Source organism: Actinacidiphila sp. bgisy144 (assembly GCF_057708105.1).
Genome location: NZ_JBYIRM010000019.1, coordinates 116,986 through 134,073, shown reverse-complemented (window position 1 = coordinate 134,073; position 17,088 = coordinate 116,986). Strand labels below are relative to the sequence as shown.

Here is a 17,088-nt window from a genome sequence, read left to right as displayed (position 1 = left end):
GGACCAGCCGACCCGTACAGCTCGACCGGGCCGGACCGTTGCCGGGATCAGCCGAACTGCCGCTCCAGGTCCTGGAGTTTGCGCTCCAGCGAGTCCAACCGCGGCAGGGTCAGCGTGTCGTCCTCGGCGATCAGGTCGATCGGCGCCGGACCCGACCCCGTCGCCGACGGCTCGGCGGAGGACGAAGCGGGCTGCTCCGCTGCCGAGTTGGCGGGAGCCGCCGTGCTTTCGCGCACCGGCTGGAGTGCCGGGCGCGCCCGCACCGGCAGTTCGCCGGACGGCAGCTCCATCGAGGGGCCTATGGCAGGCTCCGAAGCGGCCTGGCCGGTACCCGCCGCGCCTGCCGCGGGCAACTCGACCTGGCGGCCGCCCCGGCCACCGCGCGGCCACGGCCGCCCCTGTCGGGTGAGCGCCTTGATCTTCGCGCGCTCCATCCGGTCGTGCTCGCGGCGCCGTATCTCCGTCTGCTCGCGCTGCCGCTTGTCCTCGCGGACCTCCTCGACCGCCTCGTCCAGCGAGCGCACGCCCTCCAGCAGCATCAGCGACCAGGCACCGTAGGTCTCACGCGGGGCGCGCAGCCACCGCACCATCCGGATCTGCGGCAACGGCCGCGGCACCAGGCCCTGTTCGCGCAGCGCCGCCCGGCGGGTCTGCTTCAGCGCGCGGTCGAAGAGCACCGCGGCCGACAGCGACATCCCGGCGAAGAACTGCGGTGCGCCGGCGTGCTCCACCCCGCGCGGGGCGTGCACCCAGTTGAACCAGGCCGCGGCGCCGGCGAACATCCACACCAGCAGGCGCGAGCCGAGCGCCGCGTCGCCGTGGCTGGCCTCGCGGACCGCCAGCACCGAGCAGAACATCGCCGCGCCGTCGAGCCCGAACGGCACCAGGTACTCCCAGCCGTTGGTCAGGCCGAGGTTCTGCCGCCCGAAGCCGACCAGGCCGTGGAAGGACAGTGCGGCGGCCACCGCGGCGCAGCAGAACAGCAACACGTACGAGGCGCTGCCGTACACCGCTTCCTTGCGGCGGCGGCGCTCCTCGCTGCGCTCCCAGGAGTCGCCCTGGGCGGCGCTGTCACCGGACGTGCGGCGGTTGCGGAAGACGAAGACGCAAGCCGCGAGGACGACCAGGCCGATACCGGCCGAGATCATCCAGTCCAGCGATATGTCCGTGATTCTCATATGCGATTCCTCGTGTCGCTTCCGTCGCGCTCGGGCCGTTGGGGCTGCTTACGACCGACATCATCGTGCAGAGTCCGGATGGGTGCAGACCTTACGGCACAAGAGCACGCGTACGGGTCCCCGGGTACTCGAACTCACGTGCCAGAACGGCTTAGTTGAGCGTGATCGTAGCGCGGAAGGTCAGACCGCGGACGCGCGGCGGTCGAGACGGGCGCCGGTCTGCCGCCGCGGACAGGTGGTGCAGGTGTCCGCGGGGCTGATGGTGTAGTAAAGGCAGCAGGTGAGGCGGGTGCGCGAGGCGGTCGAACACCCGCCGACGACTGACGGGACGTCAGTTTCCGTAGCCGGGCGGAAGCCCGCGCCGCCGGCGAACGGGCGGGTGTCGCCCGGCAGCAGCGCGGCCAGTTCGGCCACCGCGCGCTCCTCCTGGTCGAACAGCCGCCCGACGTACCACAGCCCTTCGGTGATCTCGTCGGTGACCATGCCCCACAGGGCGTGTCGGCCGCGCCGCAGCAGCGGCCCGAAGCCCGCGAGCACCGGCTCGACGTGTTCGGCGACCGCCGCCCGCAGCTCGTCGCGCAGCGCGGCGGCGTGCGGCGCGGGGCGCGCGCCGGGCAGCGCCGCGACCGGGTCGTCCGGCAGGCAGCTGAACGACCGGGTCCGTACGGTGATCCGGCCCGAGGTGGGGTGGAAGGCCACGTCGTCGACCGGCAGGCGCGGCACCCGGCCGTGCAGGAACCACGGCACCGTGAAGAGCAGGCAGGCCGGCCACAGGTAGCGGTGCAGCGCGAGGGTCGCCGCGACGTCGGGGCGCGGCGGGCGCGGCCGGTGGTGGGCCGACTCCGCTGTGGTCCTCGTCACGAAAGCGTCGAGTGCGGCGCCGCCGTCGGCGAGGTCGCGCGCGCCGATCCAGCCCGCGCCGGTGGGCGGCGGGGCGGCGGTGATCCGCAGTTGCGGGAAGACCGCGGACAGCCGGGCGTAGGAAGCGCTCGTCGCAAGCATGGTAAGGCTTACCTTAACCACCCCCGGAAGGGTTTACGCTAGCGGCCGTACGCCGGACGGGTGAGTGCGCCGGCGCACACGGCAGCTGGACCGTAACGGTGCAGGTCAGAGGGTTTCCGCGGGGCAGTGGTCGGACGTCTCCGGCCGGGTTCAGGTGTTTTTCCGGGGCGGTGCCGCCGTGGGGACCCGCGGGGGAGGAAGGAGCGGGACACGGTGGAGCACGCCGCGCCGATGGTGCCGCCCGCCCGCGGTCCCGAGCGGCTGTCCGTACGGGACCAGGTGCTCGACGGGCTGCGCGCCGCGATCGTCTCCGGGCACCTCGCACCGGGCTCCGTGCACTCCGCGCCGGCGCTCGCCGAGCGGTACGGCGTCTCCGCGACCCCCGTCCGCGAGGCGATGCAGGCGCTGTCCCGCGAGGGCGCCGTCGAGGTACTGCCCAACCGCGGGTTCCGCGTCGCGGAGTACACCGCGCGCGACCTCGCCGAGCTGGCGCAGGTGCGGGCGCTGCTCGACGTCCCCGTGGTGCTCGGGCTGGCCCGTACGGTGCCGCCCGCCCGCTGGGAGCAGCTGCGGCCGCTGGCGGACGAGGCGGCGGCGCGGGCGGCGTGCGGCGACGTCGGGGCGTACGCGGAGGCGGACCGCGCCTTCCACCGCGCGGTGCTGGGGCTGGCCGGCAACCGGCACCTGGTCGCCGTGGCGGACGAGCTGCACTGCCGTACGCAGTGGCCCGCGGCCGCGGTCTGGCGCGAGGGGAGCGCGCTCGCCGTACGGGAGCGGCTGACCGCCGACGCCGCGGAGCACGGTGCGCTGCTCGACGCGGTCGCCTCCGGCGGGGCGGAGCGGGTGGAGGACGCGGTGCGGCGGCACTTCGGGCCGGGGGCATAGGGCTTCCGGCGGGGCGCGGCGGAGGCGTGGCCGCGGGGCCCGACCGGTCCGCGGTGCGGGGGAACCGGCCAGGTGGCCGGAAGCGGGGCGGGAGGTATTCGGCCGTTCACCCGGGGCCCGGCCGGGGCTGCCCGCGAGTACCGCGCCGGCCGCCGGCGGAGGAGCGGGTCGTATACGTCCGGATACGAAGCCCGCGGCGGAATCTGTCCCTCCGCTGTTCCGCGGCGCTTGCCCCAACGCTCGGCAAAGTCGTGCCCATAGCCTCGGCGGAGTGTGAACACTGCGCCGCCTAGGGCTCGTTCATGCAGGCCAGTCGCATGATGACCGAAAGTTGCTTACTGCATACACCTATCGTCCGGTGGCCGTTGACGGGCGGCCCGCGGCGGATCGACCATCCGTTTAGGTGCTCAATACACATGAATCTGTGTTGCGGGCGCGTTGCGTGTGCCGAGTGGACGGAGAAGCGCATGTGCGGCATCACCGGATGGATTGCCTACCAGCGGGACCTGGCCGGGGAACGGCGGACGGTCGACGCGATGACCGAGACGATGTCCTGCCGGGGCCCGGACGACCGGGGCACCTGGATCAGCGGCCCGGCGGCGCTGGGCCACCGCAGGCTCGCCATCATCGACCTGCCCGGCGGCCGCCAGCCGATGAGCGTCGAGACCCCCGGCGGCACCGTGGCCATGGTCTACTCCGGCGAGGCGTACAACTTCACCGAGCTGCGCGCCGAACTGGCCGGCCGCGGCCACCGGTTCACCACCGACTCCGACACCGAGGTGGTGCTGCACGGCTACCTGGAGTGGGGCGCGGCCGTCGCCGAGCGGCTCAACGGCATGTACGCGTTCGCCATCTGGGACGACCGCGAGCAGAAGCTCGTCATGATCCGCGACCGGATGGGCATCAAGCCCTTCTACTACTACCCGACCGCCGACGGCGTGCTGTTCGGCTCCGAGCCCAAGGCGATCCTGGCCAACCCGCTCGCCGAGCGGACCGTCACCCTCGACGGGCTGCGCGAACTGCTCGTCATGGTCAAGACCCCCGGGCACGGCTTCTGGGACGGCATGCACGAGGTCGAACCCGGCACCGTGGTGACCGTCGACCGCTCCGGCATCCGCACAAACGCGTACTGGCGGCTGGAGACCCGCCCGCACACCGACGACCAGCAGGCCACGATCCGCCACGTCCGCACCCTGCTCGACGACATCGTGCGGCGCCAGCTCGTGGCCGACGTGCCGCGCTGCACGCTGCTGTCCGGCGGCCTGGACTCCTCCGCGATGACCGCGCTGGCCGCGCAGCAGCTCGGCCGCACCGGCGAGACCGTACGGAGCTTCGCGGTCGACTTCGTCGGGCAGGCCGAGAACTTCGTCGCCGACGAGCTGCGCGGCACCCCCGACACGCCGTTCGTCCACGACGTCGCCCGCACCTCCGGCACCGAGCACCAGGACATCGTGCTCGACTCCGACCAGCTCGCCGACCCCGAGGTGCGCTCGAAGGTGATCGCGGCCAGGGACCTGCCGGCGGGCTTCGGCGACCTGGACGCCTCGCTCTACCTGCTCTTCAAGGCGATCCGCGGGCACTCCACCGTGGCGCTGTCGGGGGAGTCGGCCGACGAGGTGTTCGGCGGCTACCTCCAGTTCTTCGACCCCGAGGCCCGCAAGGGCCTCACCTTCCCCTGGCTGGAGAACTTCGGCCGACACTTCGGCGACGACGAAGCGATCCTCCGCGACGACCTCAAGCACAGCCTCGACCTCGCGTCCTACGTCGCCGACTCCTACGCGACCGCCTCCGGCGAGGTGCAACGGCTCGCCGGCGAGAGCGACTTCGAGTTCCGGATGCGCACGATCTCCTATCTCCACCTGACCCGCTTCGTGCGGATTCTGCTCGACCGCAAGGACCGCGCCAGCATGGCGGTCGGCCTCGAGGTGCGCGTGCCCTTCTGCGACCACCGCCTGGTCGAGTACGTCTACAACGCGCCCTGGGCACTCAAGTCCTTCGACGGCCGGGAGAAGAGCCTGCTGCGCGAGGCGACCGCCGACGTGCTGCCGCGCTCGGTCTACGACCGCGTCAAGAGCCCCTACCCCTCCACGCAGGACCCGGCCTACGCCGTCGCCCTCCAGAAGCACGTCAAGGAGATCCTCGCGCAGCCCGGCCACCCCGTCTTCGAACTCGTCAGCCGCAGCGTCCTCGAAGAGGCGGTCCGCGTCGACAGCCCCCAGATCACCCAGGCGTCCCGCCGCGGCCTCGAACGCACCCTCGACCTGGCGCTGTGGCTCGACCTCTACCGGCCCACCCTCAAACTCACGTGATCCGTGAGTGAGTTCACCCGCCGCACCGGCCGCTGTTCGCCGCCGCCGGTGCGGCGGGCCTCACACCAGCCAGGCGCCGTCGCGCATGACGGTGCGCCCGCGCAGTTCCGGCTCGCCGCGCCAGGCCCGTAGGGTCACCGGCGTCACCCGCAGGTACACGAACGCGCCCTCCTCCGCGCGCGGGTCCCACCCGAACTTCCCGGCGAACGCCTCGGCCGCGCCCGGGGGCACCTCCTCGGCCGGGAAGCACGCGGCCGTACCCGAGACCAGCACCACGTCGGCGGTGTCCGGGAGGGAGAGGCGGACCCGGGGCTCGGTCCGCAGGTTGCGTACGGTCGCGGAAGCGGCGCTCGTACACATCCACACCGCGTCCTCGTGCCACACGAACCACAACGGCACCTGGTGCGGGCCGTGTTCAGGGTGCGCCGTCGCTACCCATACCTCCCGCTCGCCCCGAAGCCGCCCCACCACCGAGCGCACCCGCTCCGCCGCCCCCCGCCGGCCAACTCCCTTGTCCGCTCTGCCGCCTTCGGGCGAGCCGCCTGTCCGGCGTTCATCGCCGGTGTCGTAGAAGCGGGTGAGGTACGCCTCTGCCGGCAGAGCGCTCTGCCGCATGAGGGAGAACACTTCGGCGCCGTTCTCCGGCACGTCGTACATTGCGAAGGATTCGGAGAATCCCGCGTAGCTGACACCGTCCAGGCCATCGCAATACTCCGAGGAGTCGGCCTCGGCGAGCGCTATGGCCTCCTCCGAAGTGGACGCCCGCCAGATGGTGACGCGCTCCTCGAACGCGCCGAGATCTGCGTGGAAGTAGACGGATCGAACTCCGTACCAGCCCATTTTCCCCCCTCGGTTCACGTGAAGCCGAGGCTATCGGTGCCGGTCGTGACGCGCCCCGCGGGCGAACGCGGGCCCGCACGGGGGCTGTTGCGGGGCTGGGGCGGCTGGAAGGGTGGGGGCATGGAACGGACCGGGGATTCACCCGAGCGGGGGCGTGCCCTCCAGGAGGCCGGGTACCGGAAACTGCAACGGGCGTTCGCGGCGTGTGCGGAGCCGGTGTACCGGATACGGGACCCGTGGCTCGCCCCCTGCACGCTGGCCGAGGGCCATACGGTCGACGGCTCGCTGCAATCGCTCACCCTCGCCTACGGCTCCTGGGACACCGGGCAGCCGCACCTGCACATCACGACGTGGCGGGACCTGCCCGGGCAGGACTTCGAGCCCGACGCTGCCGCCGAGTTCCCCGACACACCGGGGGAGGAGATCACGGTCGGCATCGACGGCCGCCCGGCCGAGGCGAGACTCCTGCGGTCGGCGGGCGGCGCCTGGCTGCTGCGGGCGGACCCCGGACGGGTTCACCTGCTGGCCTTCGGGCGTGGCCCGATGGGGGACCTGGCCTTCGAACGGCTCGTGGACATCACGCCGGTGATCGACGCCCGCCGTAGCTTCCTGGCCTCCCGCCGCCGGGGTAGGTAGGAGCGCTCCTCAGTGCGCCGGGGGATTCCCGGCCCACACCGGGGGAGTCCGGCCCGTCCAGGGGCCGGCCTGTTCGAGTTGGCCGGCGAGGCGGAAGAGGCGGCCCTCTTGGCCGTAGCCGGCGGCGAACTGCATGCCGATCGGCAGCCCCGTGCCGGGGTCCGCCGTCACCGGCACGGACATGGCGGGCGTGCCCGCCGCGTTGAACGGCGTGGTGAACGGCGAGCGGTCGAAGATGCGGTCGATCCAGCCGAGGCCGTCCAGCGTCTCCGCGCTCTGGGCGAGGGCGCCGAGCGGTGCGGGAAGCTCCGGCAGGGTCGGGGTGAGCAGGATGTCGTGGGCGTCGAAGTACCGTGCCAGACTCCGGGCGACCTGGTTCCGCATCGTGAGCGCGGTGACGAACTGTGCGCCGCTGACCTGCTGCCCGTAGCGGTAGCCGGCAAGGGTCACCGGTTCGAGGGTGGAGGAGTCGACGGGCCGGCCGAAGGCGGCGGCCAGACCGTCGACCGTGGCCGCGAGGTTCGCCGTGTGCAGACGGGCGTTGGCCAGGACGTACTCCTCCCAGGCGGCCCCGAGGCCGACCTCGACCTCCTCGACCTGGTGGCCGAGCGATTCCAGCAGCCGTACCGTGCGGGAGAGGGCGTCGGCCACCGGTGCGGTGGTGCGGCGCCCGCCCCACGCCTGGGCGAGGACGCCGATCCGCAACGAGCCCGGAGGGCGGGTGACTTCCTCGGCGTACGGCCGGGACGGCTGCGGGGCGAAATAGGGATCGCCCGGTTCCGGGCCGCGGATCGCGTCGAGCAGGGCCGCACTGTCGCGTACGGTGCGGCTGACACTGCCGTGCACGGCCAGTCCGCTGAACAGCTCGTCGAAGTCGGGGCCCATGGAGACGCGGCCACGGCTGGGCTTCAACCCGAACAGGCCGTTGTGGGCGGCGGGCACCCGCAGCGAACCGGCGGCGTCGGTGCCGTGCGCGATCGGGACCACCCCGGCGGCGACGGCCGCCGCCGCGCCCCCGCTGGACCCGCCCGCGCTCCGCCCCAGGCTCCACGGGTTGCGGGTCGCGCCGTACAGCACGGACTCCGTCGTGATGCTGTAGGCCAGCTCCGGTGTCGCGGTACGCCCGAACGTCACGAGGCCGGCGCGCCGCAGGCGCCGCATCACGGCGGAGTCGGCGCGGGCGACGTTGCCGGCCGCGAGGCGGCTGCCGAGCTCCGTGCGCCGCCCGGCCATGGTGACTCCGATGTCCTTGATCAGGAACGGGACCCCCGCCAGCGGGGCGCCGCCGGGCTCGGGCTCGGGCTTGGGCTCGTCGTCGGTCGGCCAGGTCTCCACGATGGCGTTGATCCGCGGGTTGACCGCCTGTGCGGCCTCGCGTGCGGCGGCCTCCAGTTCGGCGCGGGTCACCTCGCCTTGGGCCACCAGCTCCGCCAGCCCGACCGCGTCGAAGTCCACGTACTCGGTCACTTTCACTGCCACTCCCACCAGGAAGAACGATACTGCTGAGTCGCTGACGATACCGTACGGTATCAAGTGGCACGGACTGGTACCGTAGGAGCGGCGGGACAGGGGCCCCGCGGCACCGACCGGACGTCACGGAGCAGTCATGGCATCGACCACCAGCAGACCGGGCAGGGTGGCGAAGCTGCCTCCTCGCGAGCGCATCCTCGACGCGGCGGAGGAACTGTTCCAGCGCGAGGGAATCCGGCGGGTGGGCGTCCAGGCGATCGCCGAGAAGGCCGAGACCACCAAGATGGCGATCTACCGGCACTTCGAGACCAAGGACGCGCTGGTCGCGGAGTGGATGCGGATCGTCGCCGCGGACTACCAGGCGGCCTTCGACCGGGTCGAGACGGAACACCCCGGTCGGCCCGGGGAGCAGATCCTTGGGCTGGCCCGCTTCATCGCCGAGGGGTTGCCCGGCATCTCGCACCGGGGCTGCCCGTTCATCAACTCCCTCGCCGAACTGCCCGACCGCTCCCATCCCGCACGCCAGGTGATCGAGAAGCACAAGGCCGACCAGATGCGCAGGCTGGTCGGCCTGTGCGCCGAGGCGGGGCTGCCCGACCCCGAGCAGGCCGCGGCCGAGATCACCTTCGTCCTCGAAGGCGCGCAGGTCAGCACGCAGAACGGCAGCGTCGACCAGGTGGGGGACCGCCTGATGCGGATCGTCGAGGGGATCGTGGAGCGGCACCGCGCCCCCGCCGGCGCGTCCCGGCCGGCCGCCGGCTGACGGTCGGCGCGGCCGAGGACACCGCCGGTTCGCCGGCTTGTCGGCCCAGCCGGTTCACCGGATCAGCCGGTTCACCGGTTCACCGGCCCGGTTCCGTGTACATCGCCTGGGTACCCACGACCGTCAGCAGCGCGAGCTTCTCCGCGGTGTCGGTCCCGGCGCGCGGGGCGAACCAGAGCAGCCGCTGCCGGCCGTCCTCGCTGAAGAGGCTGAGGCAGTGGAGGTCGAGCATGCCGACGGTGGGGTGGACGATCCGTTTCCGCTCGTCCCTGCGCACCTCCACGTCCTGCTCGGCCCACATCGCCTCGAACTCCGGTGACAGCTGCCGCAGTTCGGCCAGCAGCCTGGCCGCCTCGGCGTCCCCGGGGCTGCGCCGTCCGACCGCCGCGCGCAGGTCCGCGACGAACGAGCGCGACTGCGCGGTGAGGTCCTCGGGCGGGTAGACCTGCCGCGCGGCCGGCTCGGCGAACCACCGGTGGATGAAGCTGCCCGCACGGCCGGGGCGGGTGGACAGGTCGCCGAGCATCGCCACGCACAGCGGGTTCTGCACCAGCACGGCGTGCAGGTCGGTGCAGACCATCGCCGGGGTCCGGTCGATGCGCGTCAGCAGGTCGAGCAGCGCGGGGTGGACGTGCGACGCCGTGCCGCCCTGGTCCGGGAGCGGGCGGTTCGCCAGCCGGTACAGGTGGTCGCGTTCGTCGTGGCTCAGGCGCAGGGCGCGGGCGAGGGCGGCGAGCATCTGGTCGGAGGGCTGCGAGCCGGCGCCGCGTTCGAGCTCGGTGTAGTACTCCACCGAGGCGCCCGCCAGCACGGCCACCTCGCCGCGCCGCAGACCGGGAACGCGGCGCCGCGGCCCGGGCACGAGCCCGACGTCCTCGGGGCGGATGCGCTCGCGCCGCGAACGCAGGAAGTCCCCGAGCTCGGCGTACCTCGTGGTCGACATGCCCCCAGCCTCCCCGAGCGGCGCCCTCCGTGCCAGGGGATGCCGTCCCCACCTTCCGGAGCAACTGTCGCGGTCCCGCGCCGCCCCGCAGAGTGGAGGCCATGAACACCTCACCCCACGACACGCGTACCGGCTCCGGCGCCTCGCCGGCCACCGGGAAGACGGTCCTGATCACCGGCGGCACCAGCGGGATCGGCGCCGCGACCGCCCGCCTCCTGCTCGGGCGCGGCCACCAGGTCGCCGTCACCGGGCGCGACCCCGGCCGGCTGGAGTCCTTCCTCGACGAGGTCGGCCACGCCGACCGCGTCCTGGGCCTGGTGGCCGAGGCCGCCGACTGGGACGCCACGAACGCGGCGGTCGCCGCCACGGTGGACCGCTTCGGGGCACTCGACGCGGCGATCGCGAACGCGGGCTACGCGTCCGCGGACCACTTCCGCGCGGACAGCGACAGCGTCTTCGACGACGGCGACCCGGAGCTGTGGGCGCCGATGGTGCTCGCCAATGTGCTCGGCCCGGCACTGCTGGCCAAGGCTGCCCTGCCCCACCTCGAACGGTCCCACGGCCGGGTGGTGCTCCTGGGCAGCGTGGTCGGCGTCAAGAACAGCCCGGGCAACCTCTACTCCGCCACGAAGTGGGCCGTGGTCGGCCTCGCCGAGAACCTCCGCCTGCACGTCACGACCCGCGGCATCGGTGTCACGCTCGTCAACCCCGGCCTGATCGACACCGCGTTCTGGGAGGGCGGGGCGCCGCCTGTCGCGATGGGCCCGGAGGCGGTGGCCGAGGCGATCGGCTTCGCGCTCGACCAGCCGGCGGGCGTCGACCTCAACACGGTCACGATCCGCCCCATCGGCCAGACGCTCTGACGCTCTGACGCCCGGATGCCCTGATGCTCTGACGGTCCGCGCTTGCCGGGTGCGCCCGCCTGCGGCGCACCCGGCCGCCCCGCCCCGCCCCGCGCCGCGCTCAGTGGGGCGGGGCGGCGAGGACGGTCCGGACGAGGGCGGCGACGTCGTGGCGGATGTCGTCGGGGGTGCGGCCGGAGGCGAGGAGTTCGTCCACGAGGTCGGCGCGGAGGGCGCCGAGGAGGACGTGGGCGGTGTAGGCGGGTGAGGCGGCGGCGGGGGAGTCGGTGCGGGCGATGAGCGCGCGCAGGACGTCGTGCGTCCAGACGTAGTGGGGGGCGCGCAGGAGCCCGGCGCCGCTGAGTTCGCGGGCGGCGGTGAGGTGGCGGTGGGTGAGTTTGAAGGTGACCAGTTCGTCGAACAGGGCGAGGACGCGGGTCAGCGGGGGCGCGGCGGAGCCGAGGGGCGGGTCGGGCTGTTCGAGCGCGGACCGCAGGGGTGCCGCGTGCGCGGCGAAGAGCGCGTCGAGCAGGCCGTCGCGGCTGCCGAACGCGCGGAAGAGGGTGCCCTTGCCGACGCCCGCCGCCGCGGCGATGTCGTCCATGGAGACGGACCTGGGCGCGTCGGTGTCGGCGAACAGCGCGGCGGCGGCCTCGAGGACGAGTTCACGGGGGAACGCGGGCCGCCCGGGCCGCCGGGCCGCCGTCGGCGACGCCTTCGTCGTCTCCGTTTCGGACTGGCGGTCCGAAACGGTGCTACGGTGTTTGGGACTCACAGTCCGTAATTGTAGTGGAGGCTCCCGTGGAGACCCCTGTGCAGACCCCGGAGAACGGTTCCCCGCAGGACGACGACCTGCCCCCGTGGCTGGCCGCCGCCCTGCTGGGCCTGGCCTCCGGCGACACCGCCGCCTGGACGGACGTGTTCGCCGAGGACGCCGTCCACGAGTTCCCGTTCGCGGCGCCGGGCGCGCCGCAGCGCCTCGAGGGCAGGGCGGAGATCGCCACCTTCGTCGCCGGGCTCTCCGGCCGTATCCGCTTCGGCGCCCTCACCGACGTACGGGTCCACGAAGCGGTGGACGGGACCGTCGTCATCGAGGCCGAGGGCCACCACCAGGACGCCGCCTCCGGCGCCCCGTTCGACCTCCGCTACGTCTGGGTCGTCACCCGCGGCGCCGACGGCCGGATCACGCGGCTGCGCGACTACATGGGCCCGCGCCGCCCGCGCACCGAGGAGGACTGATGCGCGTCTTCGTCACCGGCGGTACCGGCTTCATCGGCGCCGCGCTCGTACGGGACCTGCTCGCCGCCGGGCACGACGTCCTCGGGCTCGCCCGCTCCGACGCCTCCGCCGCACGCCTGGCAGCCGCCGGCGCCACCCCGCACCGCGGCTCGCTTGAGGACCTCGACGCCCTGCGCGATGCGGCCGCCCGCACCGACGGCGTCATCCACACCGCCTTCGACAACTCCGACCTCGCCCGTTTCGCCGACAACAGCCGTACGGAGCAAGCCGCGTTGGAGGCGATCGGGGGCGTGCTCGCCGGCAGCGGCCGACCGCTGGTCGTCACGGCCGGGTTCGCCTTCCTCGCCCCCGGCACCCTGGCCACCGAGAACGACGTGCGCCCGCCCGGCGCGTCCCCCCTCGGCCGCACCGCCGAAGCCACCGCGGCGGCGCTGGCCGCGTCCGGCGTACGCACCTGCGTCGTACGCCTGCCGTGCGTCCACGGCGACGGCGACCGCTTCACCATCCCGCAGTTCACCGCGATCGCCGAACGCACCGGGGTCTCCGCGTACGTCGGCGACGGCCTCAACCGGTGGGCGGCCGTGCACCACGTCGACGCCGCCCGCGTCTACCGGCTCGCCTTCGAACGAGCCGCCGAACAGGGCGAGCCCTGCGCCCGTTACCACGCCGTCGCCGAGGAGGGCGTACCCGTCAAGGCCATCGCCGAGGTGATCGGCCGCCGCCTGGGCATCCCCGTCCGCAGCCTCACCCCCGAGGCCGCCGCCCAACACTTCGGCGCCCACGTCCACTTCGTACAGTCCGACGCTCCCGCCTCCAGCGCCCTCACCCGCGAACGTCTCGGCTGGCACCCCCAAGGCCCCGCCCTCCTCGCGGACATCGCCCGCCCGAACTACGGCGCCACGTGAGCGGAACCGCCCGGGGCGTTCACGGGGCTGGCCGCGCACCCCAGGAGGGTGGTGGGCCAGCGACCGTCGAGGGGGTCGAGGCGGGCGGCGGCTTCAAGGCGGCCGGACAAGTCGTCGGAGTCGAGATCCGGCAGCGGTCGGTGGACAAGTTCGATCCCGGACAGCGTCCGGCACCGAGGCATCGGCACGATGCTGATCAGCGTCGGTGGCGGTGATCGGATTCCAGTTCTCCTCGGGGACGATTGCGCCGTCGTCGTAACCGGGCTCGCTGGCGGTCTGTCGGACCGGTGAGGTGTCGCACCGGTCGCGTATGTCGTCGAAGGCGTGGAAGAGGAGCCGTGGGCCCATGGCCGTGCCTCCCCAGGGCGGGTGCGGGGCTACTTGTCTTCGAGGTCTTCACCGAAGGTGACGTCCAGCTCGGTGGCGAGGGCCTCGGCGAGTTGGAGTGTCTGGGCCTGGTCGATGACGATCTGCTTGAGCGAGGCCAGGCCGCGGAGCTGGGAGAGGTCGTTGCCACGGAGGTCGAGGCAGCGGTACTTCCCGCCGTCGAACTCGGTCAGCCGTAGATCGCAGTCATCGATCAGGGCGGCGCCGAGGTCAGCGGCGGCGAGGGTGGCCTCGCGAAGAGAGCACACGGAGAAGATCACGGGTCCGGTGGCTCGGACGCGGGTGAGGGTGCTGTAGTCGAGCTTGCAGTTCTCGAACAGGACGTTGTCGAGCGTGACGTCTTCGAAGGCGGCGCCCATGAGCTTGCAGTCGCGGAAGACGGCTCGGGAGAGCTTGCTGTCGGTCCACTGCAGGGAGGACAGGCTGCATCCGGTGAACTCCACGGAGTCGGCGCGGAGCTTCTCGAAGCGGGTGCGCTGGGTCTTGAGGCCGGTGATCCGCCCGTCCATCAGGTGGGTGTCGGCCAGGTCGAGGTCCCGCAGGTCGGCGTCGGCGTAGTGGAACTCCGCCACCCGGCCACGCCCGCCCTCCAGCGAGGTGACGTTGGAGAGGCAGCGGCCCGGCTCGTTCAGGGCGGGGAGCGTGACGCTCGTACGGCGGATCGTGCGGGTGTCCATCAACAGCCTTTCAGCGCGGCGGCTCGGCTCAGTGGCCGCCGTCGACCTTTGAGGCAACTGCCCGTCGGTGGCGGAGCGCAGGACGTGGCGGGTGTTGAGGACAGCGTAGGCCGCGTCGCCGTCTTCCGGCCCTTATGTCAACTCGTCGGCCATCGCGGCGCGGACTCGGGCAGTGGACACCAGGCCGAATACCTCGACGGCGGGCGACCGTACACGGTGTGGCCGTGCTCACGGCACATGGCGCAGTGCAGCAGCAGGCCGGGGTCCGCGCTGGGGTCGGCTCCGGGGACGACCAGGAGCCCTGTCGAGCCGGTGCGGATGTGGACCTCGAACGGGCGCCTGCAATGGGCCGCGGTCGCTGACATGGCCTCGCCCATGACGAGTTGGCCGGACCTGCCGACGGGCCCGCTGACGATGGCCAGTACGTCCACGTCGCTCCGCGCGGCGCGGAACCCGTTCAGCGCGGCGGAACCATGGACGTAGATCCGGACCCGGTCGGGTCGTGCCGCGGAGAGCGCTGGACGCCACCTCGGAGGCGTGACGGACGGCCTCGGCGGCGGGGGCGGCAGCCAGGCGGTCGGGCCCATCGACGACGGTCGGGCGAGCGGAACTCGCCGGATGCGAGGCTCACGACAAAGGGGGGAGGGAGGAGACCGGCCCCCCGCGCGGTGCTCAGGAGGGCAGGGCTGTGTTCAGGTATGCCTGGACCGGCTCGGACAGGCCGTAGGGCACGTGCTCCGGGATGTCGCCGTGGGCGACCCAGGCCACTGCGGCCACTTCCTCGGGGGCCGCGACATGGGCGGTGCCGCTCAGTATCCGGCAGGCGGTGTACGACATGAGGCGGCCCGTCTTCGGGTGGACACGCTCGCCGAGCGACTTGGCCGGTGTCACGGTCAGCCCGGTCTCCTCCTGGGTCTCCCGTACGGCGGCGTCCGCGCGTTCCTCGCCGGGCTCGACCTTTCCGGCCGGGAACTGCCAGGACAGCTCTCCCTCGCGCACACGGCGGCGGACCATGAGGACCCGGCCCTCGTGAACGATGACGGCGGCGGCGACGCTTGGCCGCTCGTCCTTGCTCTGCTGCGTCAACGCTGCTCCGTAAGGTGTCAGGCGGCCCGCGGGAGGGCCGGGCGTCGCTGCCATACTCGCCGGATGCCGCTGACGGACGTGATACCCGAGCCGATAACGGCCGACGCTCCTCGCGAGGTGGGCGCCACCCTGCTCACCCAGTCATGGCTCGACCTGGCCTTCCTCCACTGGGCCGCCGACCCGGAGGTCGTGGCGCCGCTGCTGCCGTCCGGTACGCGGCCGGACACGCTGAACGGCGCCACATACGTCGGGCTCATCGCCTTCCGGATGCACCGCGTGGGATGGTTCCGGCTTCCCGGCATCCCCTACCTCGGCTCCTTCCCGGAGACCAACGTCCGCCTGTACTCGGTGGACGCGGCCGGGCGGCGCGGCGTCGTCTTCCGCACCCTGGAGGCGTCCCGCCTGATCCCCGCGACCGTCGGCCGGGGCGCGTTCCGCCTGCCCTACGCCTGGTCGCAGATGGACCTGCGGCGCGAAGGGGACACGGTCACCTACACGAGCCGCCGGCGGTGGCCCGGCCCCCGAGGCGCGTACAGCAGCATCGCGATACGGGTAGGAGCCCGCCTTGAGCAACCTACTGAGCTCGAACAGTTTCTGACCGCCCGCTGGGGCGTGCACAACGCATTCCTCGGACGCCCGGTGTACCTCCCGAACGTCCACCCCCGCTGGCCACTTCACCAGGCCGAACTACTCCGTTGCGAAGAGAGCCTCCTCACCTCGGCAGGCGTACCGGCGCCAACCGGAGAGCCCGTCAGCGTGCTCTACTCCCCAGGCGTCCCGGTCCGCCTCGGCCGCCCGAACTACGGCATGACCCGGCTCAACTGAGCCGGAACTCGCCGGACTTGAGGCTCATGACGAAGGTTTCGGCGTCGGGGAGGGCGGGGGCGCTGTGGCCGTGGAGTTGGTGGGTCAGGGCGGCGGTGACGACCGCGCTCTCGCCGTGGCGGGCCGTGTACCAGCGGGCGCCGTCGACTTTCGAGCACAACTGCCCGTCGGTGGCGAAGCGCAGGGCACGGCAGGCGTTGAGGACCGCGTAAGTCGCATCGCCGTGTTCCAGCCCCCACGCCAACTCGTCGGCCATCGCGGCGCGGACGCGGGCGGCGGGCACCGGGCCGAACACCCCGGCGGCGGGCGGACCGTACACGGTGAGGCCGTGCTCGCGGCACACGGCGCAGTGCAGCAGCAGGTCGGGGTCCGCGCCGTGGTCGGCGCCGGGGACGACCACGGTCCCCGTCGCGCCGGTGCGGATGTGGACCTCGAACGGGCAGGCGCCGCAACGGGCCGCGGTCGCCGCGGTGATGACGCTCATCTCCAGCCCTGTGCCCGGGCACTGTGCCGCGGTCGCCACCACGGCCTCGCCCATGGCGAGTTGGCCGGACCTGTCGGCAGGCCCGCCGACGACGGCCAGTACGTCCACGTCGCTCCGCGCGGCGCGAAACCCGCCCAGCGCGGCGGAACCATGGACGTAGACGCCGACCAGGTCGGCTCGTACCGCGGAGAGCGCGGACGCCACCTCGGAGGCGTAACGGACGACCTCGGCGGGGGTGTCGGCAGCCATGCGGCCGAGCTTATCGAGCGCCCGTCAGGCGAACGGGAACTCTCCGTCCTTGAGGCTCGTGAGGAAGGAAGCGAACGCCGCTGTGCGGAAGTTCAGGGTGGGGCCGTGCGGGTCCTTGGAGTCGCGGACGGGGACGGTGCCGTGGGAGGTGGCGAGGTTGGTGGCGACTTCGACGCAGTTGCCGCCGTTGCCGCTGTAGGAGGACGTGAACCATTGCGGGGTTGCGGTCGTCATGGGGTGCCCCTTTTGTCGGTGACGGCACGTCGATGCGTACCCGGGGGCGCGGGTGGTGACACCTTGCGGGGGTGCGGCACGGCCCCGTTGCGGGGGAGGCGACGGGGCCGTGGGGAAGTGTTGCTGGTGGGGCG

The 17,088-nt window shown here is 72.9% G+C and carries 18 protein-coding genes; 8 read left to right on the top strand and 10 right to left on the bottom strand.

Annotated elements, in window-relative coordinates; genetic code table 11:
- Positions 1 to 47: 47 nt before the first annotated feature.
- Both AC3EVP_RS22400 and AC3EVP_RS22395 read right to left on the bottom strand, forming a co-directional pair.
- Positions 48 to 1,178, bottom strand: coding sequence for a DUF2637 domain-containing protein (locus AC3EVP_RS22400; RefSeq protein WP_435132234.1), 1,131 nt, complete (start codon positions 1,176 to 1,178; stop codon positions 48 to 50).
- Positions 1,179 to 1,358: 180 nt separating this feature from the next.
- Positions 1,359 to 2,180 (bottom strand): (2Fe-2S)-binding protein, encoded by an 822-nt coding sequence (locus tag AC3EVP_RS22395; protein ID WP_435132232.1) that lies wholly within the window; start codon positions 2,178 to 2,180, stop codon positions 1,359 to 1,361.
- A gap of 213 nt (positions 2,181 to 2,393) precedes the next feature.
- On the opposite strand from AC3EVP_RS22395, the gene AC3EVP_RS22390 reads away from it, so the two are divergent.
- Both AC3EVP_RS22390 and asnB read left to right on the top strand, forming a co-directional pair.
- Complete coding sequence (locus AC3EVP_RS22390) at positions 2,394 to 3,065, top strand: GntR family transcriptional regulator (protein ID WP_435132230.1); 672 nt, start codon at positions 2,394 to 2,396, stop codon at positions 3,063 to 3,065.
- Between the two features lie 467 nt (positions 3,066 to 3,532).
- The gene (gene asnB / locus AC3EVP_RS22385) at positions 3,533 to 5,374 is read left to right on the top strand and encodes an asparagine synthase (glutamine-hydrolyzing) (protein ID WP_435132227.1); all 1,842 of its coding nucleotides are present in this window, start codon (positions 3,533 to 3,535) and stop codon (positions 5,372 to 5,374) included.
- Positions 5,375 to 5,434: 60 nt separating this feature from the next.
- Here asnB and AC3EVP_RS22380 read toward each other — a convergent pair whose 3' ends face one another.
- Positions 5,435 to 5,854 carry a pyridoxamine 5'-phosphate oxidase family protein gene (locus tag AC3EVP_RS22380; RefSeq protein ID WP_435132321.1) on the bottom strand — a complete coding sequence of 140 codons (420 nt, stop codon included), beginning with the start codon at positions 5,852 to 5,854 and terminating at the stop codon, positions 5,435 to 5,437.
- A gap of 480 nt (positions 5,855 to 6,334) precedes the next feature.
- Here AC3EVP_RS22380 and AC3EVP_RS22375 point away from each other — a divergent pair, with 480 nt between their 5' ends.
- The gene (locus tag AC3EVP_RS22375) at positions 6,335 to 6,850 is read left to right on the top strand and encodes a hypothetical protein (protein WP_435132224.1); all 516 of its coding nucleotides are present in this window, start codon (positions 6,335 to 6,337) and stop codon (positions 6,848 to 6,850) included.
- Positions 6,851 to 6,859: 9 nt separating this feature from the next.
- On the opposite strand, the gene AC3EVP_RS22370 is transcribed toward AC3EVP_RS22375, so the two are convergent.
- The gene (locus AC3EVP_RS22370; RefSeq protein ID WP_435132222.1) at positions 6,860 to 8,323 is read right to left on the bottom strand and encodes an amidase; all 1,464 of its coding nucleotides are present in this window, start codon (positions 8,321 to 8,323) and stop codon (positions 6,860 to 6,862) included.
- Positions 8,324 to 8,456: 133 nt separating this feature from the next.
- Between AC3EVP_RS22370 and AC3EVP_RS22365 the strand changes: the two genes are divergently transcribed.
- Entirely contained in the window at positions 8,457 to 9,083 is a 627-nt protein-coding gene (locus AC3EVP_RS22365; RefSeq protein ID WP_435132220.1) for a TetR/AcrR family transcriptional regulator, read from the top strand.
- Between the two features lie 79 nt (positions 9,084 to 9,162).
- Here the strand turns inward: AC3EVP_RS22365 and AC3EVP_RS22360 are convergent, their stop codons facing one another.
- Positions 9,163 to 10,026 (bottom strand): MmyB family transcriptional regulator, encoded by an 864-nt coding sequence (locus AC3EVP_RS22360; protein WP_435132218.1) that lies wholly within the window; start codon positions 10,024 to 10,026, stop codon positions 9,163 to 9,165.
- A 101-nt stretch (positions 10,027 to 10,127) separates the two neighbouring features.
- Between AC3EVP_RS22360 and AC3EVP_RS22355 the strand changes: the two genes are divergently transcribed.
- Positions 10,128 to 10,889 (top strand): SDR family oxidoreductase, encoded by a 762-nt coding sequence (locus AC3EVP_RS22355; protein ID WP_435132215.1) that lies wholly within the window; start codon positions 10,128 to 10,130, stop codon positions 10,887 to 10,889.
- 100 nt (positions 10,890 to 10,989) lie between these two features.
- Here AC3EVP_RS22355 and AC3EVP_RS22350 read toward each other — a convergent pair whose 3' ends face one another.
- Entirely contained in the window at positions 10,990 to 11,643 is a 654-nt protein-coding gene (locus AC3EVP_RS22350) for a TetR/AcrR family transcriptional regulator (RefSeq protein ID WP_435132213.1), read from the bottom strand.
- Between the two features lie 26 nt (positions 11,644 to 11,669).
- On the opposite strand from AC3EVP_RS22350, the gene AC3EVP_RS22345 reads away from it, so the two are divergent.
- Both AC3EVP_RS22345 and AC3EVP_RS22340 read left to right on the top strand, forming a co-directional pair.
- Entirely contained in the window at positions 11,670 to 12,107 is a 438-nt protein-coding gene (locus AC3EVP_RS22345) for a nuclear transport factor 2 family protein (RefSeq protein WP_435132211.1), read from the top strand.
- On the top strand, positions 12,107 to 13,012 hold the full coding sequence (locus AC3EVP_RS22340) for an SDR family oxidoreductase (RefSeq protein ID WP_435132208.1): 906 nt from the start codon (positions 12,107 to 12,109) through the stop codon (positions 13,010 to 13,012). Before AC3EVP_RS22345 ends, AC3EVP_RS22340 begins: the two co-directional genes overlap by 1 nt.
- Positions 13,013 to 13,389: 377 nt before the next feature.
- Here the strand turns inward: AC3EVP_RS22340 and AC3EVP_RS22335 are convergent, their stop codons facing one another.
- Both AC3EVP_RS22335 and AC3EVP_RS22330 read right to left on the bottom strand, forming a co-directional pair.
- Positions 13,390 to 14,076: a pentapeptide repeat-containing protein gene (locus AC3EVP_RS22335; protein ID WP_435132205.1), complete on the bottom strand. Its 687-nt coding sequence runs from the start codon at positions 14,074 to 14,076 to the stop codon at positions 13,390 to 13,392.
- Positions 14,077 to 14,748: 672 nt separating this feature from the next.
- Positions 14,749 to 15,162 carry an NUDIX hydrolase gene (locus AC3EVP_RS22330; protein ID WP_435132202.1) on the bottom strand — a complete coding sequence of 138 codons (414 nt, stop codon included), beginning with the start codon at positions 15,160 to 15,162 and terminating at the stop codon, positions 14,749 to 14,751.
- A 63-nt stretch (positions 15,163 to 15,225) separates the two neighbouring features.
- Here AC3EVP_RS22330 and AC3EVP_RS22325 point away from each other — a divergent pair, with 63 nt between their 5' ends.
- Positions 15,226 to 15,987 carry a YqjF family protein gene (locus AC3EVP_RS22325; RefSeq protein WP_435132200.1) on the top strand — a complete coding sequence of 254 codons (762 nt, stop codon included), beginning with the start codon at positions 15,226 to 15,228 and terminating at the stop codon, positions 15,985 to 15,987.
- Here the strand turns inward: AC3EVP_RS22325 and AC3EVP_RS22320 are convergent.
- Together AC3EVP_RS22320 and AC3EVP_RS22315 are read right to left on the bottom strand one after the other, a co-directional pair.
- Positions 15,980 to 16,720, bottom strand: a complete 741-nt coding sequence (locus AC3EVP_RS22320; RefSeq protein WP_435132197.1) for an aminoglycoside adenylyltransferase domain-containing protein — start codon at positions 16,718 to 16,720, stop codon at positions 15,980 to 15,982. The genes AC3EVP_RS22325 and AC3EVP_RS22320 overlap by 8 nt on opposite strands.
- Before the next feature lie 24 nt (positions 16,721 to 16,744).
- On the bottom strand, positions 16,745 to 16,954 hold the full coding sequence (locus AC3EVP_RS22315; protein WP_435132195.1) for a DUF397 domain-containing protein: 210 nt from the start codon (positions 16,952 to 16,954) through the stop codon (positions 16,745 to 16,747).
- Between the last annotated feature and the right edge of the window lie 134 nt (positions 16,955 to 17,088).